Genomic DNA, 22,571 nt, shown 5'->3' with positions numbered 1-22,571 from the left:
GAAAGAAGGTATTATAAATGGATATTTCAAAAGGATCAGTAAAGAATAATAAAAAATTTCAATATATAAAAGAAGTAAAAGAAATATTACCAGGTTTAGTTGTATCAGTGTTAATAGGTTTAGCAAGTATGTTAATTGCTAAGGCAGTTCCTAAAATAGGAGCAGCAACTATATCTATATTTTTAGGTATGTTAGTAGGTAACTTATTCTTAAATCAAAAAGTATTTCATAAAGGCTATAAATTCTCAGAAACTGATTTATTATCGTATTCTATAGTATTATTAGGAGCAACTTTAAGTATATCAACTCTAATGGAATTAGGATTCAATGGTATATTATTTATAGTAATTCAAATGGCTATAACTATAATAGGGGCTTTATATATAGGAAAAAAATTAGGGTTTGGAGAAAATTTTAGATACCTAATGGCAGCAGGTAATGCAGTATGTGGGTCATCTGCTATAGCAGCTACAGCTCCAGTAATTGAAGCAGAAGATAAGGATAAAGGTATATCTATAACAATAGTAAATGTTACAGGAATATTTTTAATGTTTTTACTTCCATTAATATCAGATTGGTTATATAATCTTGAGCTTGTAAAAACATCGGCTATAATAGGTGGTACATTACAATCAGTAGGACAAGTTGTTGCAAGTGGTGCTATGGTAAGTGAGCATGTAAAAGATTTATCTACTATATTTAAAATAGTAAGAGTTATACTTTTAGTAGTTGTAGTATTCACTTTTGGTCATCTAAAAAATAAATCAAATGCTGAAATAGTGGAGGAAGAAATTCAAGATACTAAAAAAGGTAAAATAAAAGTTCCTTGGTATGTATTAGGATTTTTTATAACATGTGCTTTATTTTCTACAAATATTATATCTCCAGATGTATCACATATTTGTAAACTATTAAGCAATAAATTAGAAATAATAGCATTAGCAGCGATTGGATTAAGAGTAAATATAAAAGATTTAGTAAAACAAGGTAAGGCAGTATCTTTATATGGATTATTTGTAGGTATTTTACAAGTAGTTACTGCAGTTACTTTAATAGGAATATTATTATAAAAGAGTGTTCATATGAACACTCTTTTATAATGTGAACATCAATTGTTTATTAAGTAAAGAAAGTTTAGTTATTCAAATAATATTATAAGTTATGAGATTTATTTTCAGAAGTATTTTCCAATAAGTCGAGTTTCTTAGCTATAAGCTTAGTTGTACTACCTTGAACTATTAAGGTGATTAGGATAGCCATAAATGTGATAGAAGAGATTATCTCGTAACCAGGGATTTTCATAGTAGAAATTATACCACAAAGTGCAGCAGGTATAACTCCGGTTTCTCTCACCCACATCATAAATAACAATTCTTTTTTTGTCCACATTGCTTTTCTGTCAGGGATAGCGCATATCAGAATACAGATTGGTCTTATTATAAAAATAAATGCTAAAACAACCAATAATGATGGTAGGAAATATTTTGTTAATACAATTAATTCAACTTGACTACCTAAAATAATGAATATAGCCATACGACATAAGGTTCCTAGGGTTTCAGCAACATAAAAATCAGCATCGTATGATTTTTGAGACAGCCAAATCTTGAAATTTTTTTTATTACCTGTAATTATTCCAACTATAAAGCAAGCCATATAGCCACTTCCACCAAATTTAGTTGCAATTTCATAAGCTATAATAACTGAAAGGATAGATATTATTGGAGCAAAATCCTTAAAAACACCATAAGGTTTATCGTTGACTAGTTTTAAAAGGACAATACCAGTAATACAGCCAACTACAGAACCCACAATAATCATTATGGATAAATCCCATATATTTTGCGTTAAAGAAAATTTACCAGAAAGTAAAATTGTAACAATTGCAGATGTCAAAATAGCTCCAGTAGCATCATTAAATGCCGATTCACTTATAACTGTTTGTGCCACCTTATCTTTAACTTTAATTTTATTAAAAATAGGTACTAATGTAGCAGGGTCAGTAGATGAAATTATTGAACCTATGAGTAGAGCTGTAATAAAAGGAATCTGGAAGTTAAATTTTACAAATTGACTTACTAAAATAGATGAAACAATGACACCTAATGTAGAAAGCAAAAAAACAGTTATTTTTACATTTTTTAATATTTTTAAATTGATTTCTTTTCCGCCTAAATAAAGTATAAAGGCAGAACCGAAAGTAAGGATAAGTTGCTTTTCTAGTTCGAAATAACTAAGATCTATCATTTCAAGAAAATAGGGCCCTAGTAAAATACCTGCTAGTAGAAATAAAACAACATCAGGTATTTTTAGTGATTCACTTAATTTACTACAAATAATACCGGTCATAGCAACAATTGCAAAGGTTATAAGTAAATTATTACTCGCTATAATTTGAATAGAATCTTCCATTTAAAACACCTCACATTTTAAAATATTAATACTATAAAAATAATATTATTTTTTATAGTATTAATATTTTTGAAAAATGGAACTGTATAATATTATTAAAAAATTATCAAATGGTTATTTTAAATATATAGTTCATTAAAGATTGTCCATATAAAAAGGGAATGTAGTTTACACTACATTCCTAAAATTCTCTTTATTTCATTGCATAACAGGTCTACATGATCTGGGTTATTTACTAAATCTACCTTATCTATATTTACATATAGCACAGGTGATTGATCATATTCAGATATCCATTTTTCATATCTGTTGTGAAGATTTTTCCAATATTCTATATCAACGGCTTTTTCCATTTCACGCCCCCTAAGACCTATTCTATGAATTATAGTATCTATAGAACCATCTAAATATATCATTAAGTCAGGTCTTCTAAGATGAGGAACCATATCATTAAATAAATCTCTGTAAGTTATATAATCTCTTTTAGTCATTTTTCCGTTATCATATAAATTTCTAGCAAATATCTCTACATCTTCATATATACTTCTATCTTGTATATTATTTAATCCGTTACAATCTATTTCCTTTTGTTGTTTAAATCTTTGAGCTAAGAAATATAACTGAAGGTGGAATCCCCATTTATTTTGGTCTTTATAGAAATCTTCTAAGTATGGATTACCATCGACTTTTTCAAAATGAGTTTCAAAATCTAATTTTTCACCAATTATCTTTGTTAAAGTTGACTTTCCTGCACCAACATTTCCTGCTACTGTTATGAATAAGTCCCTATTTAGAGGCTTATTACATTGATTTACTAAATTAAACATGCTGTTTCTCCTTCTAATGCCTTTATTGCATTTTCTACCTTATCTATTATAAACTGTCTATCCTTTTCTTTGTTTAAGAAGTCTAGATTTGAATTATCTATTTCAATTATCAATGGCTCTTTACCTACAAAGTTATGTTTTATAGATAAAGGGTTAAAGTAATATTTATATTCTGTGCTTAGTTCATGTATATAATTTCTATCCATTTGCCTTTCAAAGCTTCTATCCCTCATAGCTATTCTTTTCATTAAGACATCTGTATTAGAGTTTAAGTAGATAACTATATCTGGTTGAGGTAGATCATTCACAAATATATTGTACATTTGCTTATATCTATGGAATTGATTATTATCAAGAGTTATACCAGCAAATATAAGATTTTTTATTATATGGTAATCACTAACAACTCCATGAGACTTATTTAATTGGTTTTTTTCTATATCTTCTAATTGTTTTACCCTATTAAATAGAAAAAATGCTTCTGTTTGTAAAGCATATTCTTTTATATCAGTATAAAATTTTGATAAAAAAGGATTCTCTTCTACAATCTCCCTAAGAAGAGTATAACCGAAATGTTCATTAAGTATGGTTGCTAAAGTAGTTTTCCCAACACCGATAGGCCCCTCTATAGCAATAAATATTCCTCTATTTTTCATATGAAATCACCTTCTAAAAATAATATCTTTTGTATTTTATCAGAAAAAAATTTTAAATTCTACTCTAGAATTTTTAGGAAAAATTTGATAGATAGAATATAAGAAGATTTAATTTATATAAAATATGGGTAAATTAGTATTATTAAGAATAATTACAAAAAAGGAGTATATATAAATGAAAGTTTATGAAGAAAATAATACAGTAATACTAGAAGATGTAGCAGATTTTAATCCTAAGCATATATTTGAATGTGGGCAATGCTTTAGATGGCATAAAGAGGCAGATAACTCATATACTGGGGTTGCAAAAGGTAGGGTAATAAATGTATCTCAAAAAAATAACAAAGTTTACTTAGATAATACAAATTTAAAGGATTTTGAAGATATTTGGTATAATTACTTTGATTTAGGAACAAATTACACAGATATAAAAAATACTCTAAAAAATATGGATGACCATTTAAATAAGGCATCTGAGTTTGGTTATGGTATAAGGATATTAAAACAAGATGGATGGGAAATGTTAATTTCATTTATAATATCTTCTAACAATAGAATTCCGATGATACAAAAAGCAATAGAAAATCTATCAAGAAATTATGGATCTTATATAGGGAATTATAGAGGCAAGGATTATTTTGCTTTTCCAACACCAGAAGAGTTAAACAAGGCTTCACAAGAAGAAATAAGAGCATGTCAAACTGGTTTTAGAGATAAATACATAAAAAGTACAACTGAGAATGTAATAAAAGATAATGAAAATATATCTGGATATACAAGTTTAAGTACTGATGATTGTATAAAAGAATTAAAGAAATTTAATGGAGTAGGTCCAAAGGTAGCAGACTGTATAGCTTTATTTGGAATGCAAAAGTATGACACTTTCCCTGTTGATGTATGGGTAAAAAGAGTTATGCAAGAATTTTATGTAAGTGAAGATATGAGCTTACCTAAAATGAGAACTTATGCTATTGATAAATTTGGTAATTTAGCTGGGTTTGCACAACAGTATTTATTCTATTATGCAAGGGAGCTTGGTATAGGCAGATAAAGATGAGGTATAAATTATGAGTATTGGAGCTTTTTTGTTTTTAAGCTACTTGACCATATCGTATATTGTTGGAGCGATTATCTCTATGTCTATAATACTTGAGAATAGAGATCCTGCTAGAACTGTTACGTGGTTACTAATTTTTATATTACTTCCAGGGATAGGTTTAGTTATATATGCTATATTAGGAAGAAATATAAGAAAGAGAAAATTATTTAAAACTCAGCAGTTAGCTAGTAGCATAAGAGAAGACAAAGTATTTGAAAACTTAGAGAGAATAGAGGAAATCGCAAATATAGAACAAAGTACAATTAATACAAATCAATTACTAAATGAAAATATAGAAGACTATAGTAAAAAAAGGGTAATAAATTTACTACTTAATACAGGAAAACTTCCATTTACAACGAATAATAAAATAAGTGTATATATTGATGGAAATCAAAAATTTAAAAATCTTTTAGAAGACATAAAAAATGCAAAAGAGCATATACATTTAGAATACTTCATTATAAAAGATAGTGAAATAGGAAGAAAATTAAAAGAGTTGCTAATCAAAAAATCCAATGAGGGTGTAAAGATAAGAATATTATATGACGATGTAGGATGTTGGAGATTTTGGTTTAATAGAAAATTTTTTAATGAAATGAAGAGAAATGGAATAGAAATAGTAGCATTTTTACCAGCTAAGTTTCCAATGATGGGTGGAAAATTAAATTATAGAAATCATAGAAAGTTGGCTATAATAGATGGAAAAATAGGATACACTGGTGGACTAAATATAGGCGATGAATATATGGGTAAGAATAAAAAGTTTGGATACTGGAGAGATACTCATATAAAAATAGAAGGAACTTCAGTATACATGCTACAAACAATATTTTTAACAGATTGGTATTATACAACAAAAGAGATTATATCAGAAGAGAAATATTTCCCAAGTCCTAAAAAATGTGGTCAGAGTATGGTCCAAATAATAGCTAGTGGGCCTGATAGTGATTGGGAATCTATACATTATGCTTATTTTTGTGCTATCTGCCAAGCTAAAAAAAGTATTTATATAGAAACTCCATATTTTATACCAGATGAAAGTTTGCTCATAGCACTTAAAAGTGCAGCCTTAAGTGGAGTAGATGTAAGAATCGTATTTCCGAAGATAGCTGATCATAAAATAGTCAACAATGCTTCCTATTCATACTTTGATGATATATTAAAATCGGGGGGGAAAGTTTATTTATATACAAAAGGATTTATACATTCAAAAATAATGATAATAGATGATAAAATAGCATCTACAGGATCTGCAAATATGGATTTAAGAAGTTTTATGCTTAACTTCGAAATAAATGCATTTATATATGATAAAGAAATTGTAGAAAGAATGAGTAAAGATTTTTTTGAGGATTTAAAGAATAGCGAAGAGTTAACATTAGATGAATTTTCTAAGCGTAAATTAGGTAAAAAGGTTAGAGAATCAATAGCTAGATTGTTCTCGCCTATATTATAAAATTTAACAAAAACTATTGAAAAATATGGGAAGTTAATATATTATAATAATTGTTAGCACTCTAATCTAAAGAGTGATAACAATTATTTTGTTTATAATAAATTTTACATATTTACAATTCATTTAGGAGGGAAAAATATGAAAATAAGACCATTAGCTGACAGAGTAGTTATTAAGATGTTAGAAGCAGAAGAAAAAACTGCAAGTGGTATAGTTTTACCAGGAGCTGCTAAAGAAAAGCCACAAATGGCTGAAGTTTTAGAAGTAGGACCAGGTGGAATAGTTGACGGAAAAGAAATAGTTATGGAATTAAAAGTTGGAGATAAAGTTTTATTCCAAAAATATGCAGGAACAGAAGTTAAAATAGATGGGCAAGAGTACACAATATTAAGACAAAGTGAAATACTAGCAGTAGTTGAATAATAATAGGAGGGGATAGAAATGGCTAAAGAAATAAAATTTGCACAAGATTCAAGAAAAGCTTTAGAAAATGGTGTTAATAAATTAGCAGATACAGTTAAGGTTACATTAGGACCTAAAGGAAGAAATGTTATATTAGATAAGAAATTTGGCGCACCTCTTATAACTAATGATGGTGTTACAATAGCTAAGGAAATAGAATTAGAAGATAGATTTGAAAATATGGGAGCGCAACTTGTTAAAGAAGTTGCTACTAAGACTAATGATGTAGCTGGAGATGGTACTACAACTGCAACGGTACTTGCTCAAGCTATAATAAGAGAAGGATTAAAGAACGTAACTGCTGGAGCTAACCCAGTATTACTAAGAAAAGGTATACAAAAAGCTGTTGAAGTAGCAGTTGAAGAATTAAAGAAACAATCAAGAACTATAGAAACTAAAGAATCTATATCTCAAGTTGCTTCTATATCTGCTGGAGATGAAGAAGTTGGTAAGTTAATAGCAGAAGCTATGGAGATAGTAGGAAAAGATGGAGTTATAACAGTTGAAGAATCTAAAACTATGCATACTGAACTAGATGCTGTTGAAGGTATGCAATTTGATAGAGGATTTGTATCTGCTTACATGGTAACAGATGTAGATAAGATGGAAGCTGTATTAAATGACCCATATATATTAATAACAGATAGAAAAATATCTAATATACAAGACATATTACCAGTTCTTGAGCAAATAGTTCAACAAGGTAAGAAGTTATTAATAATAGCTGAAGATGTAGATGGAGAAGCATTATCTACACTAGTAGTTAATAAATTAAGAGGAACATTTGAAGTTGTTGCTGTTAAAGCTCCAGGATTTGGAGATAGAAGAAAAGCAATGCTTGAAGATATAGCTATACTTACAGGAGGAACTGTTATATCTGAAGAATTAGGATATGACTTAAAAGAAGCTGACTTAACTATGTTAGGTAGAGCGGGTTCTGTAAAAGTTACTAAAGAAAGTACTACAATAGTAGATGGATTTGGTGATAAGGTAGCTATAGAAAACAGAGTTAATCAAATAAAACATCAAGTAGAAGAAACTACTTCTGAATTTGATACAGAAAAGTTAATGGAAAGATTAGCTAAACTTGCTGGTGGAGTAGCTGTAATAAAGGTTGGGGCTGCTACAGAAGTTGAAATGAAAGAAAGAAAATTAAGAATAGAAGATGCACTTAATGCTACAAGAGCGGCTGTAGAAGAAGGTATAGTTGCTGGTGGTGGTACTGCATTAGTAAGTGTTATACCAGTTGTAGATAAGTTAATAGAGACACTAGAAGGCGAAGTACAATTAGGTGCTAAGATAATAAGAAAATCATTAGAAGAGCCATTAAGACAAATAGCTATAAATGCAGGTCTTGAAGGTGCTGTAATAATACAAAAAGTAATAAATGAAGAAGCTGAAATTGGATTTGATGCTTTAAATGAAAGATACGTAAATATGATAGAAACTGGTATAGTTGACCCAACTAAGGTTACTAGAAGTGCATTACAAAATGCTTCTTCTATAGCTGGAGTATTTTTAACTACTGAGGCTGCTGTTGCAGACCTTCCAGAAAGTGATAGTCCAATGCCAGGAATGGGAGCTGGAATGCCAGGAATGATGTAATTAAAAACTAGTTACAATAAAGGAGTGACGAATGTTACTCCTTTTATTTTTGAAATAAGAAACTAATTTTGAAGTATAGAGATAAAATTTAAATAAAAAACATATATGTTTAAGGGTGTTAAAATGAAGTTAATGATAAAAGGGGTAAGTGATCAAAATTATAGTGAAGTATTAAATCTTAAGGTATCAAAATCTCAAGAAGGATTTATAGAAACCGTAAAAGAGTGTTTAGATGAATCTGATGAATTTTCTGTATGGAGACCAGTAGGAATATATGATGAAGATATTCTTATAGGTTTTGCTATGTATGGTTTTTTAGATGATACTTTTGACAAACACTTTGCAAATGGAAATGAACAGGTATGGTTTGATAGGTTTTTAATTGATGAAAGATACCAAGGTAAGGGATATGGAAGTTTGAGTTTAAAGTTACTTATAAAAAGAATCTATGAAGAGTATGGATGTGAAGAAATTTATTTAAGTATATATGAGGATAATGAAAAGGCATTAGAAATGTATAAGAAAATAGGATTTAATTTTAATGGAGAATATGATACTAAGGGTGAAAAGGTAATGGTTCTAAATCATAAGTCTATAAAGTTAATAATAGAGTATATACAAAAGTCAGGACTAAGATAATAATTTTAGTCCTGATTTTAATATAACAATAAGTTTATATATATCACATAGTATTAAAACTTAAATACTTCGTTTAGCAAGTATAATATGGAAAAAAAATATATATGAGGATATAATTTAAAGTATAAAACTATTTGAAAGGGGTAAGCTATGGACTTAAGGGAGTTATTAAGTGATTTTAAAAATGATAATATAAATATAGAAGAAGCGTTAGATAAGTTAAAAAAGCTACCCTATGAAGATTTAGGGTATGCTAATATAGATCATCACAGACAAATAAGAAATGGATACCCAGAAGTCATCTACTGTGAAGGCAAAAGTGATGAGCAAATAATAGGTATTATAGAAAAGATGTATGAAAAAGGATCTAACATATTAGGTACTAGATGTAGATTAGAAACGTATGAGAAAATCAAATCTATATATGATAATTGTGAATATGATAAAACATGCAAAATCTTAAAGATAAAAAATCATCCTATAGAAAATAAGGGAAAAGGAAAAATATTAGTTGTTACAGGTGGAACTTCTGATATACCCGTAGCAGATGAAGTATATCATACTGCTAAGTTCTTAGGTAATGATGTTGGGAGAATATATGATGTAGGTGTAGCAGGAATACATAGACTACTATATAGGACAGAAGAGTTACAAAGTGCAAGGGTAATAGTAGTAGTTGCTGGTATGGAAGGTGCTTTACCTAGTGTAGTAGGAGGACTTGTAGATGTACCAGTTATAGCAGTTCCAACTTCAGTTGGGTACGGTGCCAACTTTAATGGCTTATCAGCTCTTTTAACTATGTTAAATAGTTGTGCATCGGGAATATCAGTAGTAAATATAGACAATGGATTTGGTGCAGGATACTTGGCATCTATGATAAATAAATTGGATTAAAAACATCAATTAACGTCAAGGAGTTGTATTATGGAAGAAAGAATACTTTATTTAGACTTGGTTAATGGTATTTCTGGAGATATGACCATATCAAGTTTGTTAGATTTAGGGGTGCCTAAAGAAATATTCTTAGAAGAAATTAATAAGCTAAATATAAAAGAAGAATTTGAGGTTAAGATTACACCTAAAAATGAAAGTGGAATACTTGGAACAAATGTAGATGTGATAACTAAAGAAAATAATTCACATAGGCATTTAGTAGATATATTTGAAATCATAGATTCTAGTTACTTAAGCGATAATGTAAAAGAAATGGCTAAGAACGTATTTCTTGTAATAGGTGAAGCAGAGGCTAAAGTACATGGAACGACTATAGATAAAATACATTTTCATGAAGTGGGAGCAATAGATTCTATAGTTGATATAGTAGGCTCATGTATTTTAATAGATTTACTTTGCATAGATAATATATATGCAAGTACTGTTCCTCTTGGGTCAGGATTTGTAAAATGTGACCATGGACTTATGCCAGTACCAGCACCAGCAACATTAGAAATATTAAAAGGTGTACCAGTTAAGTTAAATAATGTGAAGGGTGAATGCACAACTCCAACAGGAGCAGGTATAATAAAGGCATTATGTAATGAGTTTGTAGATGATATAGAGTTTGAAGTGGATAAAGTAGGGTATGGAATAGGATATAAGAAGTTTGAAGTACCAAATATGCTAAGAAGTATTCTAGGTATAAAAAAAAACAGGAAATAGTATATGAAATAACTACTAATATTGACGACATGTCATCAGAGATATATTCGCACCTATACAATAAAATATTACAAGAAGGAGCTCTAGATATATATACTGAGAGTATATATATGAAAAAGAATAGACCAGCAGTAAAATTATCGGTTATATGCAAAGAAGATGATTTAGAAAAAATAACCGAACATTTACTAAAAGAAACATCTACTTTTGGAGTGAGATATTCTAAGTATGATAGAGTGATATTAAAAAGAGAATTTCGCAAAATTAAAACTATTTATGGAAAAGTATCTGTAAAGCTTGGGTACTACAAAGGGAATTTAATAAAAGTAACACCTGAGTACGAAGACTGCATAAAAATAGCAGATAATCATGGGATATCGTTTACAAAAATTCTTCTAGAAATAAACAATATTATATATAAAGAATTTAATATAAAGATATTGACATAAATAATAAATTTTGATAAATTAGGATTTAACCTAAAGAAATTATTTATAAATGAATACATACCATCACTCGTATATACTCAGAAATATGGTCTGAGAGTTTCTACCGAGATACCGTAAATATCTTGACTATGAGTGAAATTATTATCACAGAATATCGTATAAAGTAAACTTGTAGGCTGATTAAAATCCTTATAGGTTGGCTAGAATAGATATTTTGGAAGCCTGTATAGTAATTTCACTTTTATGAGAATAAGACGAAGTTATTATACAGGTTTTTTTGTATACATTTATAACACGAATAAATAATTGAAATAATGGAAATAAAATTCGTATATATAAAAAATAAAGGGAGGAGAACTACCATGGCAACTATACTAAAAGAAGGCTTAACTTTTGATGATGTTTTATTAGTTCCTCAAAAATCTGAGGTATTACCTAAAGATGTTAAATTAGAGACTTATTTAACTAAAGAAATAAAATTAAATATTCCTTTAATGAGTGCAGGAATGGATACTGTTACTGAATCTAAAATGGCTATATCTATGGCTAGACAAGGTGGAATAGGAATAATACACAAAAATATGTCAATAGAAGAACAAGCATTAGAGGTTGATAAAGTAAAGAGAAGTGAAAGTGGTGTAATAGTAGATCCTTTCTACTTATCAAAAGACCATTGTATACAAGATGCAGATGATATAATGGCTAGATATAAGATATCTGGGGTACCTATAGTAGATGAAAATAATAAGCTAATAGGAATAATAACTAACAGAGATATAAAATTTGAAGATGATATGACTAAGAGTATAGAAGAGGCTATGACTAAAGAAAACTTAGTAACAGCTAAGGAAGGAATAGACTTAGTTGAAGCCCAACAAATACTTAAAAAGCATAAAATAGAAAAATTACCTATAGTAGACGAAGAAGGTCGTTTAAAAGGATTAATAACTATAAAAGATATAGAAAAGAAAATACAATACCCAAACTCTGCTAAGGATGCTCATGGAAGACTTTTATGTGGTGCAGCTGTCGGAATAAGTGCAGATTTATTAGATAGAGTAGATGCATTAGTTAAGGCTAATGTAGACGTTATAGTATTAGATAGTGCACATGGACATTCAAAAGGGGTTATGGATGCAGTTAAAAAAGTAAAAAATGCTCATCCACAGCTTCAAGTTATAGCAGGAAATGTAGCAACACCAGAAGCAACAGAAGATTTAATAAAAGCTGGAGCAGACTGTATAAAGGTTGGTATAGGACCAGGATCAATATGTACTACAAGAGTAGTAGCAGGTATAGGGGTACCACAATTAACAGCTGTAATAGATTGTGCAGAAGTTGGTAAAAAATATGGAGTGCCTGTAATAGCAGATGGAGGAATTAAATTCTCAGGAGATATAGTTAAAGCATTAGCAGGTGGAGCAGCAGTATGTATGATGGGATCAATGTTTGCTGGAACTGAAGAAAGTCCAGGAGAAACAGTTCTTTATAGAGGTAGATCATACAAAACTTATAGAGGAATGGGATCTATAGGGGCAATGGAAAGAGGATCAAAGGATAGATATTTCCAAAATGATGCTAAGAAATTAGTTCCAGAAGGTGTTGAAGGAATGGTTCCTTACAAAGGAAAAGCAGAAGATATAATATTCCAAATGATAGGTGGAATAAGAGCAGGTATGGGATACTGTGGAGCACCTACATTAAAAGATTTAACAGATAATGCTCAATTTGTTAAGATAACAGCAGCATCTTTAAAAGAAAGTCATCCACACGATATAACAATAAGCAAAGAAGCGCCAAACTATAGTATGCAAGGGGAGATATAATATGAAGCATGAATTAGTACTTGTTGTTGACTTCGGAGGTCAATACAATCAATTAATAGCAAGAAGAGTAAGAGAAAATAACGTATATTGTGAAATAATACCATATACGACTCCTATAGAGAAAATAAAAGAAAAAAATCCAAAGGGTATAATATTTACAGGAGGACCTAATAGTGCATATTTAGAAGATTCTCCTAAGATAGCTAAGGAAATATTTGAAATAGGTGTACCAATACTTGGAATCTGTTACGGTATACAAGTAATGGCTCACATATTAGGTGGTAATGTAAGAAAAGGAAATACTAGTGAAAAAGAGTATGGAAAAACATCAATAACTTATGAAAAATCAGCTATATTTGAAGGTATAACTACAAGTACAGTATGGATGAGTCATACAGACTTAATAGATGTTTTACCAGAAGGTTTCAAATCAATAGCTTACACTGCTGATTGTCCAGTAGCAGCTATGGAAAATGCTGAACTGAACTTATATGGAGTACAATTCCATCCAGAAGTTGAACATTGTTTAGAAGGAGATATAGTTCTTAAAAACTTCTTATACAATGTATGTAAGGTAAGTGGAGATTGGACAACAGATTCTTTCATAGCAGATAAAATAAAAGAATTAAAAGAAACAATCGGAGATAAAAAAGTTTTATGTGCATTAAGCGGTGGAGTTGACTCATCAGTTGCTGCAGTACTTGTTCATAGAGCTATAGGAGATAACTTAACTTGTGTATTCGTTGATCATGGTTTACTTAGAAAAAATGAAGGCGATGATGTAGAAAGAATATTCAGAGATAAGTTTGATATGAATCTAATAAGAGTTAACTGTGAAGATAGATTCTTAGGAAAATTAAAAGGAATAACTGAACCAGAAGCTAAGAGAAAAATAATAGGTGAAGAATTCATAAGAGTATTTGAAGAAGAATCTTCAAAGTTAGGAAAAATGGACTTCTTAGTTCAAGGAACTATATATCCAGACGTAGTAGAAAGTGGACATGGAGAAGCTGCTACTATAAAATCTCACCACAATGTAGGTGGAATACCTGAAGATATAGAATTCCAAATAGTAGAACCATTAAGAGAATTATTTAAAGATGAAGTTAGAAAAATAGGTTTAGAACTTGGAATAGATGAAGCTTTAATATTCAGACATCCATTCCCAGGACCAGGTCTTGGTATAAGAGTTATAGGAGAAGTTACTAAAGAAAGATGCGATATCTTAAGAGAAGCTGATGCTATATACATGGATGAATTAAAAAAAGCTGGATTATATAAAGAAATATGGCAAGCATTCGCTACTTTACCAGATGTTAAAACTGTTGGAGTTATGGGAGATGAAAGAACTTATGCTTACTTAGTAGGTTTAAGAGCTGTTACATCTTCTGACGGGATGACTTCTGACTGGTACAAAATGCCATATGATGTTTTAGAGAAAATATCAAATAGAATAGTAAATGAAGTTGATGGAGCAAATAGAGTTGTTTATGATATAACTTCTAAGCCTCCAGGAACTATAGAATGGGAATAAGATTATAATATAATTACTTCATATACACTTTACATTATAAAAATAAAAGGCTATAAGCCTTTTATTTTTATAAAACCATCGACAAAATATTACATTATAAAATAAAATATAATATAAAAATTGAAAAAATTCTGAAATGTTAATTATAGGAGGCGTATAAATGAAAAATACGGTAAAGAATAACCAAGGAAAAGTTAATGTTTTAGAAAAAATATTTAAGCTTAGCGAAAATAATTCAAATGTTAAAACAGAAGTATTAGCAGGGATTACTACATTTATGACAATTGCATATATATTAGTTGTAAATCCTACAATACTAGGACAAGCGGGTATGGACAAGGGAGCTGTTTTTACAGCCACGGCAATAGCATCGGCAATAGGATGCTTAATAATGGGATTACTTGCTAATTACCCAATAATATTAGCGCCAAGTATGGGTATAAATGCATTCTTTACTTATACAGTAGTTTTAGGTATGGGATATAGTTGGCAATTTGCTCTATGTGCAATGTTTATAGAAGGTATCATATTTGTTTTATTAACAGTAACTAATATTAGAGAGAAAATCATAGAGTGTATGCCAGATGTTTTAAAACATGCTATAACAGCTGGAATAGGTTTATTTATAACGTTTATAGGATTTGTTAATGCAGGAATAATACGACAAGGTGGAGCTATTATATCCCTTGGAAATGTTAAGTCTCCGACAGTTATACTTGCTATAGTTGGTTTGATAATTGCTGCAACACTATTAATAAGAAAAGTAAATGGAGCATTTTTAATATCTATAATAATAACATCAGCAATAGGTATGTTATTTGCAATAGTACCAATGCCGCAAGGAGTTATAGATGTACCACCATCTATACAACCAGTATTTATGAAAGTATTTGAAGTAGGAAAAGCTGATATTTTTAGCTTAGATATGTTAGTAATAGTATTAACTCTTTTATTTGTTAATATGTTTGACTCTATAGGATTTTTATTAGGTATAGCTGATAGAGCTAATCTAATAGATGAAAATGGAAATATGCCAGGAGTAAAAAAAGCATTATTAGCTGAATCAGTTTCAACTACTATATCTTCAGTGCTAGGAACATCTACACTTGCCACTACAGTAGAAAGTGGTGCTGGAATAGCTGTAGGTGGTAGAACTGGATTAACTGCAATTGTTACAGCAATACTATTTTTTATATCATTATTCTTCGCACCTTTATTTACATCAATACCAGCTCAAGCTACAGCTCCAGTACTTATACTAGTTGGGTTTATGATGGCAAGTTCTATAATTAGAATAAACTTTGATGATTTAACAGATGCAATACCAGCCTTTATAACATTTATAGTAATGCCTTTATCATATAGCGTTGCAGACGGAATAATGTTTGGGATAGTATCTTATACAGTATTAAAATTATTATCAGGAAGAAAAGGTGAAGCAAAAACATCTTTAATAGTATTATCAATAGTATTTATATTAAAATTTGCACTACTATAAAATCAATAAATTAAGAATATAAATTAGATATACTAAGCAATATAGACATATATGAAAAAATACATCAGGAGGAAAAAATATGAAATTTAAAAAAATAACAGCATTAAGTACAGCTATAATAGTAGCATCATTAAGTTTAGTTGGATGTGGTTCAGATTCTGCTAAAGGTGAAAAAGAAACTATAAAAGTAGGTATGGTGGCAGATGTTGGAGGAATAAATGACGAATCATTCAACCAATCAGCATATGAAGGTCTTAAACAAGCTGAAAAGGAATTAGGTATAAAAGTAAAAGTTATAGAATCTAAACAAGCATCAGAATACATACAAAACATAGAAAGTGTTATAGATGAAGGTGTAGACTTAGTTATAGGTGTAGGAAACACTATGAAGGATGATATTAAGAAAGAAGCTGAAAGCTATCCAGATCAACAATTTGCAATAATTGATGAAACTTATGAAGATATTCCAAAAAATGTAACACCAATACTATTTAAAGAAAATGAAGCAACATTCTTAGCAGGTCTTGTAGCAGGTAAGATGACTAAAACTAATAATGTAGGATTCTTAGGTGGTATGGAAAATCCAATAATATCAAGATTTGAAAATGGATTTAAGTACGGAGTAAAAACTGCAAATCCAAACGCAAATATAAGTGTACAATATGCAGGTACATTTGGAGATGCGGCTAAAGGTAAATCAATAGCAAATCAAATGTACGGAAATAACACAGATATAATATTATCAGCAGCAGGAGCTACTGGATTAGGTGCTATAGAAGCAGCTAAAGAGAAAGATAAGTATGCTATAGGAGTAGATAGAGATCAAAGTAATTTAGCACCAAAAAATGTATTAACATCAGCATTAAAGAAAGTTAATGTAGGTGTATATGATACAGTTAAAGAATTAGTAGAAGGTAAGTTAAAAGGTGGAGAAGAAAAAGTATACGGACTTAAGCAAGGTGGAGTTGGTATAGTAGAGAAAAAAGATGGATTAATCCCACAAGATGTATTAAACTATGTTAACGAAATGAAAGAAAAAGTTAAAAATGGAGAAATAAAAGTACCTACAACTACAGCAGAATATGAGAAAACTCAAGGATAAATCAAAAGCTAGAGCAAAATTATGCTCTAGCTTTTTTTCTTTAAAGAAGAAAGTACATTACACATAGTATTTATATCATCTTCGCTTAAATCATCGAAGTTTTCCAATCTATTTACTATATCTAGTATAACCATATCTTTATATTCATCTTTACTAAATCTAGCACCAATAACTACATCTTTTAGGCTATCTTGAAGTAGAGAATGATGTTTTTTATGTTTTTTATGGTGATGTCTTATATTTTCCTTTTTTATAAAATATGTAGATAGCGTAGAAGTAAGTGAACCTATAAATCCTATACCAAATATCATAAGAATCGATGCTACTATTCTACCGGAAAAAGTTTTAGGACATATATATCCATATCCTACTGTTGTAACAGTAACTATACTCCACCAAAGAGAATCTCCAATATCCCAATGTTCCAAATAGCTCATAGAAATAGAGCTTAGGAGTATTATTATAACAGCTATAAAAAGAGTATAACTAAAGTTATTAGTTCTTATTAAACGATAAAAATTACTATTACTTCTTTTTATTATGGCTAATATTCTTAGAGCCATAACTAATTTTAATAAGATTACATATTTTCCAATATGGAAATTACTTAAGTTTGATATATATACATATATCGTATGAAAAGGTATTATTGATACTAAATCTATCACGTTATTTTTTATAAAAAACTTTTTATTATTACTAATAATAAATCTAGTTACATAATCTATAACAAAAACTATCCATATAAAGTATGCTACATTTGATAAAAGTAATGATGTTTTGAAGCTAATATGTATAGTTAATTGAATAATTAAAATACTAGCAATCAGTAATGAAAGCATTACCATAGTAAAATTATAGATAATTCGTTTTTTTCTTGTAATTACTAACAAAATAAAACCCCCGACTTATATATGTGATTTGAAATCGAACTATATTAATAATAATTTTAAATTATAAAACACATAATGTCAAAATAACACTTATACGTGAAAAAATTATAAATAAGGCAAAAATAAGTCAAAAAGAAGAACATTAGGAGCAAAATAGTATTAAAATCTAATTAAATTTAAATAAATTACGAACTTAATTTTAAAATAGTAATAAAAAGTTCAAAAAAACTATTGAAAAGAAATGTACCTTATAATATAATCAATAATGTAAAGTTAAGTTAAAGACGAATTATTTAAATAATATTTAATTATAAATTCGAAAATGGAGGTAAAAATGCAGTCAACTCAAACAATGAATAAGGGTGTTCTAGAAAAAGTATTTAAACTATCAGAGCATAATACAAACGTAAAGACTGAGGTTATAGCAGGAATAACGACATTCATGACTATGGCATATATTTTAGTAGTAAATTCAAATATACTTGCAGATGCAGGGATGGATAAAGGTGCAGTATTTGCTGCAACAGCAATAGCAGCATTTATAGGAAGTTGTGCTATGGGATTACTGGCAAATTATCCAATAGGTTTAGCACCAGGTATGGGGCTTAATGCATTCTTTGCTTATACAGTAGTTTTAAGTATGGGGTATAGTTGGCAGTTTGCTCTTTGTGCAGTATTAATAGAAGGAATTATATTTATATTACTTACAATAACTAATGTAAGAGAGAAGATAATAGATTGTATACCAACTGCCTTAAAACATGCAGTAACAGCTGGAATCGGATTATTTATAGCATTTATAGGATTATCAAATGCAGGAATAGTAGTAAACGGAGCTACAATACTTGCACTAGGAGATTTAAAGGATCCTTTAGTTTTACTAACTATATTCGGATTATTATTAACAGCAATACTAATAGCTAGAAATGTAAAAGGAGCATTTTTAGTAGCAATGCTTACTATATCTATTGTAGGAATGGTAGGTGGATTAGTTCCTCCTCCAGAAGGTGTAGTATCAGCTGCACCATCATTAAAGCCAGTATTTATGCAAGCTTTCTCAGTTCCAATGGAACAAATATTTAGCTTTGATATGATAGTAGTTGTATTTACATTCTTATTTGTTGATTTATTTGATACAGTAGGATGTTTAGTAGGGGTTGCTTCAAAGGGTGATATGTTAGATGAAAATGGTAAGTTACCAAAAGCTAAACAAGCATTATTTGCAGATGCAATAGCTACTACAGTAGGAGCATTACTTGGAACATCTACAGTAACAGCTTATGTAGAAAGTGCGGCAGGTATAGGTGAAGGTGGAAGAACTGGATTAACAGCAATAACTACAGGAATATTATTCCTACTAGCATTATTCTTTGCTCCAGTATTTACAGCTATACCAACTCAAGCTACAGCTCCAGTACTTATACTAGTTGGAGTTATGATGGCAAGTTCATTAACTAAGATAGACTTCTCAGATTTTACAAATGCTATACCAGCATTCTTAACATTTGCTATGATGCCACTTGCATATAGTATAGCTGATGGAATAATATTTGGTATAATATCATTTGTAGTTTTAAAGATAGCGACGAAAAGAACAAATGAAATAAATTTATCACTAATAATATTATCAATATTATTTATATGTAAGTTTATATTCTTATAAAATAACAAAAAGCCACTCAGTGAGTGGCTTTTTTCATGCTAAGAAAATTATGAATTAAATTAATGATTAAATCTGTAGAGTACATAAATTATAATTTATTACAAATTAGCTAAAGTATAGTTAGAAATACAAATAAATGTTAAACTAAAGATAGAAACATCTATGAGAAGAAGGTAATATATAAAGGAGGGTGCATTTACTATGTTTGGAATAATAGTAAATATATTTTTAATAGTCATGGGGATATATACTATATATTCAACAAATAAAGTAAGAAAGAATGGGGTTATACCATCCTCTAATCTTACGTTTAGTTGTATAGAAAAAATGAAAGATAATGAGGAATATAAAAAATACTACATAAGACTTAATTACACTATAGGATTTTTACTAATAATAGAAGGGACTATATTCACTATAGATAAATATTATAAGCTACCAGAGATGTTAATTACAATTTTACTATTTTCATGTTTGATTTATATGTTTACTATTATATGGAAAACATTTAGTTTTCTTCCTAGTTATAAGAACAAAAATAGATAAAAAAATAGCTACTTTTACATTTTTAAAAGTAGCTATTTTTTATTAACTATTTATATTAGAATCTTAAATACTCTAACTCATTAGATAAACTTATATTAAAAATATAAGATAAAGAAATTTCATTTAAAAAATCTTTTTTATCTTCGTTATCTAAATTTATTAAATTAAGCTTTTGATGATACATCATTACAAAGGCTTTTAAATCTGGTATTTTATCAAAGACATAATAGTTAAGTCCATCATCACTAATATTGTACTTAGATTTAACTATTTCAAATATTGTTCTGCCACCAAATAAATCTGCTAAATATCTAGTATATGCATGAGCAACTAATAAATTAGGATTTATTTTAGATAACTCATTTAATCTATTAACAAAGACCTTAGTTGAATCACAAATTTCCATTGAGTTAAATTTATCTCCTAATAAGAACTTAGAATCTTTTAGTAAAGACTCAGCTCTAAAAACTTCGGGAGTTATAAACTCTTTTAAAACTTCATTATCTTCATGTTTTCTTAAATTATCTTCTATAGCTTTATATACAAAGTAAAGGTTGTAGATATACTCACCATATGTTTCAATAGTAGCATTACCATCTACTAATCTTTTTATGAACCCTGTATTCTCTGCCATATCATGTAATTTTTTTGTGTCACTTTGAATTGTTTTTAGGAAATTCATATCCATAAAATCATCTTCTTTCTTCATAATTTTAATTATCTACTAAATTTATACCTAATAAGTAATAAGCTAAACCAAAATTATAAAAATTTTTACAATATAGACCGAAAAATGTTTAAAAATCAACTAAGTCGTTAGATAAATAAAGTAGAGGGCCTAATGAAAGATAATTTCATATAAAACATAATTTAATTATACATTTATCGAACAATATATAATTAAATTATGTAAATGATAATTAAATATCGAATTTAATCAACAAAAAACAAAATAAATACTTGATTATATGTGAATATTAATATAAAATTTAAATATAAAGTTCGAATTATAGTGCGGATTAAATATATCGTATTTATAATAAAAAAACGGAGGGAATTTAAAATGAAAGTAGCAGTAGTTATGGGTTCCAAATCAGATTATCCTAAATTAGAAGAAGGAATAAATTTATTAGAAAAGTATGATGTAGAAGTAGTAGTTAGAGCTTTATCGGCACACAGAACGCCAAAGCAACTTATGAGTTTCTTAGAAGAAATAGAAGACAATACAGACGTAATAATAGCAGCAGCAGGAAAGGCAGCACATCTACCAGGGGTAATAGCATCTCATACATTAATACCTGTAATAGGTTTACCAATAAAATCATCTACTATGGATGGTTTAGATTCACTTTTATCAATAGTTCAAATGCCTAAGGGAATACCAGTAGCAACTGTGACTATAGACCTAGGGCTCAATGCAGCTTTAATGGCACTTCAAATAATGAGTATAAAATATCCAAAATTAAAAGAAGATTTAAAATTATATAGAGAAGAAATGGAAGCTAAAGTATTAGAAGATGATAAAAATTTAAGGGGGAATTAATTATGTTATTATACGAGGGAAAAGCTAAACAAATATATTCTACAGAAAATGAAAATGAGTACATAGTTCATTACAAGGATGATGCAACTGCATTTAATGGGGAGAAGAAAGCTGAAATATCATCAAAAGGGATATTAAATAATAAAATATCAACAATAATATTTGAAATGTTACACAAAGAACAAATCAAAACACACTTCATAAAAAACTTATCAGAAAGAGAAATGTTAGTTAATAAAGTAGAAATTTTACCACTAGAAGTTATAGTAAGAAATATAACAGCAGGATCATTTTGTAAGAGATTTGGAATAGAAGAAGGGATAGTTTTAGAAGAGCCAATTTTTGAGTTATGCTACAAAAATGATGAATATGGGGACCCAATGCTAAACGATGATCATGCAGTAGCTATGAAATTAGCAACTAGAGAAGAAATAGATTTTATAAGAAAAGAAACTCTAAAGATTAATGAAGTTATGAAAGATTTTTTCTTAAAAATGAATTTAAAGCTGGTAGATTTTAAGTTAGAGTTTGGTAAAGATAGTGAAGGAAATATAATTTTAGCCGATGAAATATCTCCTGATACATGTAGACTTTGGGATGTAGATACTAATGAAAAATTGGATAAAGATAGATTTAGAAGAGATTTGGGAGACCTTGTACAAGGATATGAAGAAGTCCTTGCAAGAATGAGTAATTAGG

The 22,571-nt window shown here is 29.0% G+C and carries 22 protein-coding genes and 1 riboswitch; of the genes, 17 read left to right on the top strand and 5 right to left on the bottom strand.

All coding sequences use genetic code 11. The features are described 5' to 3' along the window. Nucleotides 1-17: 17 nt before the first annotated feature. Nucleotides 18-1,070 carry a YeiH family protein gene (locus tag I4U89_RS12505; protein WP_195940681.1) on the top strand — a complete coding sequence of 351 codons (1,053 nt, stop codon included), beginning with the start codon at nucleotides 18-20 and terminating at the stop codon, nucleotides 1,068-1,070. An 82-nt stretch (nucleotides 1,071-1,152) separates the two neighbouring features. Here the strand turns inward: I4U89_RS12505 and I4U89_RS12500 are convergent, their stop codons facing one another. The 3 genes from I4U89_RS12500 to I4U89_RS12490 all read right to left on the bottom strand — a co-directional run bounded on the left by I4U89_RS12500 (nucleotide 1,153) and on the right by I4U89_RS12490 (nucleotide 3,895). Further along, complete coding sequence (locus I4U89_RS12500) at nucleotides 1,153-2,412, bottom strand: cation:proton antiporter (RefSeq protein ID WP_195940680.1); 1,260 nt, start codon at nucleotides 2,410-2,412, stop codon at nucleotides 1,153-1,155. Nucleotides 2,413-2,585: 173 nt separating this feature from the next. Next, nucleotides 2,586-3,239, bottom strand: a complete 654-nt coding sequence (locus tag I4U89_RS12495; RefSeq protein WP_195940679.1) for a deoxynucleoside kinase — start codon at nucleotides 3,237-3,239, stop codon at nucleotides 2,586-2,588. Further along, the gene (locus tag I4U89_RS12490) at nucleotides 3,227-3,895 is read right to left on the bottom strand and encodes a deoxynucleoside kinase (protein ID WP_195940678.1); all 669 of its coding nucleotides are present in this window, start codon (nucleotides 3,893-3,895) and stop codon (nucleotides 3,227-3,229) included. The genes I4U89_RS12495 and I4U89_RS12490 overlap by 13 nt, the downstream gene beginning before the upstream one ends. 175 nt (nucleotides 3,896-4,070) lie before the next feature. On the opposite strand from I4U89_RS12490, the gene I4U89_RS12485 reads away from it, so the two are divergent. From I4U89_RS12485 to I4U89_RS12430, 12 genes are all read left to right on the top strand, one after another. Further along, complete coding sequence (locus I4U89_RS12485; protein ID WP_195940677.1) at nucleotides 4,071-4,946, top strand: DNA-3-methyladenine glycosylase family protein; 876 nt, start codon at nucleotides 4,071-4,073, stop codon at nucleotides 4,944-4,946. A 16-nt stretch (nucleotides 4,947-4,962) separates the two neighbouring features. Further along, complete coding sequence (gene cls / locus I4U89_RS12480; RefSeq protein ID WP_195940676.1) at nucleotides 4,963-6,453, top strand: cardiolipin synthase; 1,491 nt, start codon at nucleotides 4,963-4,965, stop codon at nucleotides 6,451-6,453. Nucleotides 6,454-6,591: 138 nt separating this feature from the next. After that, complete coding sequence (locus I4U89_RS12475) at nucleotides 6,592-6,876, top strand: co-chaperone GroES (protein WP_092922004.1); 285 nt, start codon at nucleotides 6,592-6,594, stop codon at nucleotides 6,874-6,876. A gap of 18 nt (nucleotides 6,877-6,894) precedes the next feature. After that, nucleotides 6,895-8,520, top strand: a complete 1,626-nt coding sequence (gene groL, locus I4U89_RS12470) for a chaperonin GroEL (RefSeq protein WP_195940675.1) — start codon at nucleotides 6,895-6,897, stop codon at nucleotides 8,518-8,520. Between the two features lie 123 nt (nucleotides 8,521-8,643). Continuing rightward, nucleotides 8,644-9,159 carry a GNAT family N-acetyltransferase gene (locus I4U89_RS12465; RefSeq protein WP_195940674.1) on the top strand — a complete coding sequence of 172 codons (516 nt, stop codon included), beginning with the start codon at nucleotides 8,644-8,646 and terminating at the stop codon, nucleotides 9,157-9,159. Between the two features lie 150 nt (nucleotides 9,160-9,309). Then, nucleotides 9,310-10,053 (top strand): nickel pincer cofactor biosynthesis protein LarB, encoded by a 744-nt coding sequence (gene larB / locus I4U89_RS12460; protein ID WP_195940673.1) that lies wholly within the window; start codon nucleotides 9,310-9,312, stop codon nucleotides 10,051-10,053. Between the two features lie 30 nt (nucleotides 10,054-10,083). Then, nucleotides 10,084-10,818: a nickel pincer cofactor biosynthesis protein LarC gene (larC, locus tag I4U89_RS15880; RefSeq protein ID WP_195940672.1), complete on the top strand. Its 735-nt coding sequence runs from the start codon at nucleotides 10,084-10,086 to the stop codon at nucleotides 10,816-10,818. A gap of 29 nt (nucleotides 10,819-10,847) precedes the next feature. Continuing rightward, entirely contained in the window at nucleotides 10,848-11,267 is a 420-nt protein-coding gene (larC, locus tag I4U89_RS15875; RefSeq protein WP_207744184.1) for a nickel insertion protein, read from the top strand. A 47-nt stretch (nucleotides 11,268-11,314) separates the two neighbouring features. Next, nucleotides 11,315-11,416, top strand: a riboswitch (purine riboswitch). A gap of 213 nt (nucleotides 11,417-11,629) precedes the next feature. Continuing rightward, nucleotides 11,630-13,093 carry an IMP dehydrogenase gene (gene guaB / locus I4U89_RS12445; RefSeq protein WP_195940671.1) on the top strand — a complete coding sequence of 488 codons (1,464 nt, stop codon included), beginning with the start codon at nucleotides 11,630-11,632 and terminating at the stop codon, nucleotides 13,091-13,093. A gap of 1 nt (nucleotide 13,094) precedes the next feature. After that, a complete protein-coding gene (gene guaA / locus I4U89_RS12440) occupies nucleotides 13,095-14,627 on the top strand; it encodes a glutamine-hydrolyzing GMP synthase (RefSeq protein WP_166506084.1) in 1,533 nt (510 codons plus the stop codon). Between the two features lie 160 nt (nucleotides 14,628-14,787). After that, a complete protein-coding gene (locus I4U89_RS12435; protein ID WP_195940670.1) occupies nucleotides 14,788-16,125 on the top strand; it encodes an NCS2 family permease in 1,338 nt (445 codons plus the stop codon). Nucleotides 16,126-16,204: 79 nt separating this feature from the next. Next, nucleotides 16,205-17,227 carry a BMP family lipoprotein gene (locus I4U89_RS12430; RefSeq protein WP_195940669.1) on the top strand — a complete coding sequence of 341 codons (1,023 nt, stop codon included), beginning with the start codon at nucleotides 16,205-16,207 and terminating at the stop codon, nucleotides 17,225-17,227. Between the two features lie 26 nt (nucleotides 17,228-17,253). On the opposite strand, the gene I4U89_RS12425 is transcribed toward I4U89_RS12430, so the two are convergent. Next, a complete protein-coding gene (locus I4U89_RS12425) occupies nucleotides 17,254-18,120 on the bottom strand; it encodes a potassium channel family protein (protein WP_195940668.1) in 867 nt (288 codons plus the stop codon). A gap of 334 nt (nucleotides 18,121-18,454) precedes the next feature. Between I4U89_RS12425 and I4U89_RS12420 the strand changes: the two genes are divergently transcribed. Further along, nucleotides 18,455-19,783, top strand: coding sequence for an NCS2 family permease (locus I4U89_RS12420; protein ID WP_243279215.1), 1,329 nt, complete (start codon nucleotides 18,455-18,457; stop codon nucleotides 19,781-19,783). A 201-nt stretch (nucleotides 19,784-19,984) separates the two neighbouring features. Next, nucleotides 19,985-20,329 (top strand): hypothetical protein, encoded by a 345-nt coding sequence (locus I4U89_RS12415; protein WP_195940666.1) that lies wholly within the window; start codon nucleotides 19,985-19,987, stop codon nucleotides 20,327-20,329. Nucleotides 20,330-20,384: 55 nt separating this feature from the next. Here I4U89_RS12415 and I4U89_RS12410 read toward each other — a convergent pair whose 3' ends face one another. After that, entirely contained in the window at nucleotides 20,385-21,038 is a 654-nt protein-coding gene (locus tag I4U89_RS12410; protein ID WP_243279214.1) for a biliverdin-producing heme oxygenase, read from the bottom strand. Nucleotides 21,039-21,392: 354 nt separating this feature from the next. Between I4U89_RS12410 and purE the strand changes: the two genes are divergently transcribed. Both purE and purC read left to right on the top strand, forming a co-directional pair. Further along, nucleotides 21,393-21,872 carry a 5-(carboxyamino)imidazole ribonucleotide mutase gene (gene purE, locus I4U89_RS12405; RefSeq protein ID WP_195940665.1) on the top strand — a complete coding sequence of 160 codons (480 nt, stop codon included), beginning with the start codon at nucleotides 21,393-21,395 and terminating at the stop codon, nucleotides 21,870-21,872. A gap of 2 nt (nucleotides 21,873-21,874) precedes the next feature. Further along, complete coding sequence (gene purC, locus I4U89_RS12400) at nucleotides 21,875-22,570, top strand: phosphoribosylaminoimidazolesuccinocarboxamide synthase (protein ID WP_195940664.1); 696 nt, start codon at nucleotides 21,875-21,877, stop codon at nucleotides 22,568-22,570. Nucleotide 22,571: the final 1 nt, after the last annotated feature.

Source organism: Romboutsia sp. 1001713B170131_170501_G6 (assembly GCF_015668195.1).
In the GTDB taxonomy this organism is placed as follows: Bacteria; Bacillota; Clostridia; order Peptostreptococcales; family Peptostreptococcaceae; genus Romboutsia_C.
The sequence above is the reverse complement of the archived record's forward strand: the minus strand, read 5'-3'. Positions and strand labels throughout refer to the sequence as shown.

Excerpts from the sequence above, each read along its gene's own strand:
- I4U89_RS12505 (WP_195940681.1), top strand. The coding sequence starts at position 18 with ATGGATATTTCAAAAGGATCAGTAAAGAATAATAAAAAATTTCAATAT.
- I4U89_RS12500 (WP_195940680.1), bottom strand. The coding sequence starts at position 2,412 with ATGGAAGATTCTATTCAAATTATAGCGAGTAATAATTTACTTATAACC.
- I4U89_RS12495 (WP_195940679.1), bottom strand. The coding sequence starts at position 3,239 with ATGTTTAATTTAGTAAATCAATGTAATAAGCCTCTAAATAGGGACTTA.
- I4U89_RS12490 (WP_195940678.1), bottom strand. The coding sequence starts at position 3,895 with ATGAAAAATAGAGGAATATTTATTGCTATAGAGGGGCCTATCGGTGTT.
- I4U89_RS12485 (WP_195940677.1), top strand. The coding sequence starts at position 4,071 with ATGAAAGTTTATGAAGAAAATAATACAGTAATACTAGAAGATGTAGCA.
- cls (WP_195940676.1), top strand. The coding sequence starts at position 4,963 with ATGAGTATTGGAGCTTTTTTGTTTTTAAGCTACTTGACCATATCGTAT.
- I4U89_RS12475 (WP_092922004.1), top strand. The coding sequence starts at position 6,592 with ATGAAAATAAGACCATTAGCTGACAGAGTAGTTATTAAGATGTTAGAA.
- groL (WP_195940675.1), top strand. The coding sequence starts at position 6,895 with ATGGCTAAAGAAATAAAATTTGCACAAGATTCAAGAAAAGCTTTAGAA.
- I4U89_RS12465 (WP_195940674.1), top strand. The coding sequence starts at position 8,644 with ATGAAGTTAATGATAAAAGGGGTAAGTGATCAAAATTATAGTGAAGTA.
- larB (WP_195940673.1), top strand. The coding sequence starts at position 9,310 with ATGGACTTAAGGGAGTTATTAAGTGATTTTAAAAATGATAATATAAAT.
- larC (WP_195940672.1), top strand. The coding sequence starts at position 10,084 with ATGGAAGAAAGAATACTTTATTTAGACTTGGTTAATGGTATTTCTGGA.
- larC (WP_207744184.1), top strand. The coding sequence starts at position 10,848 with ATGTCATCAGAGATATATTCGCACCTATACAATAAAATATTACAAGAA.
- guaB (WP_195940671.1), top strand. The coding sequence starts at position 11,630 with ATGGCAACTATACTAAAAGAAGGCTTAACTTTTGATGATGTTTTATTA.
- guaA (WP_166506084.1), top strand. The coding sequence starts at position 13,095 with ATGAAGCATGAATTAGTACTTGTTGTTGACTTCGGAGGTCAATACAAT.
- I4U89_RS12435 (WP_195940670.1), top strand. The coding sequence starts at position 14,788 with ATGAAAAATACGGTAAAGAATAACCAAGGAAAAGTTAATGTTTTAGAA.
- I4U89_RS12430 (WP_195940669.1), top strand. The coding sequence starts at position 16,205 with ATGAAATTTAAAAAAATAACAGCATTAAGTACAGCTATAATAGTAGCA.
- I4U89_RS12420 (WP_243279215.1), top strand. The coding sequence starts at position 18,455 with ATGCAGTCAACTCAAACAATGAATAAGGGTGTTCTAGAAAAAGTATTT.
- I4U89_RS12415 (WP_195940666.1), top strand. The coding sequence starts at position 19,985 with ATGTTTGGAATAATAGTAAATATATTTTTAATAGTCATGGGGATATAT.
- I4U89_RS12410 (WP_243279214.1), bottom strand. The coding sequence starts at position 21,038 with ATGAAGAAAGAAGATGATTTTATGGATATGAATTTCCTAAAAACAATT.
- purE (WP_195940665.1), top strand. The coding sequence starts at position 21,393 with ATGAAAGTAGCAGTAGTTATGGGTTCCAAATCAGATTATCCTAAATTA.
- purC (WP_195940664.1), top strand. The coding sequence starts at position 21,875 with ATGTTATTATACGAGGGAAAAGCTAAACAAATATATTCTACAGAAAAT.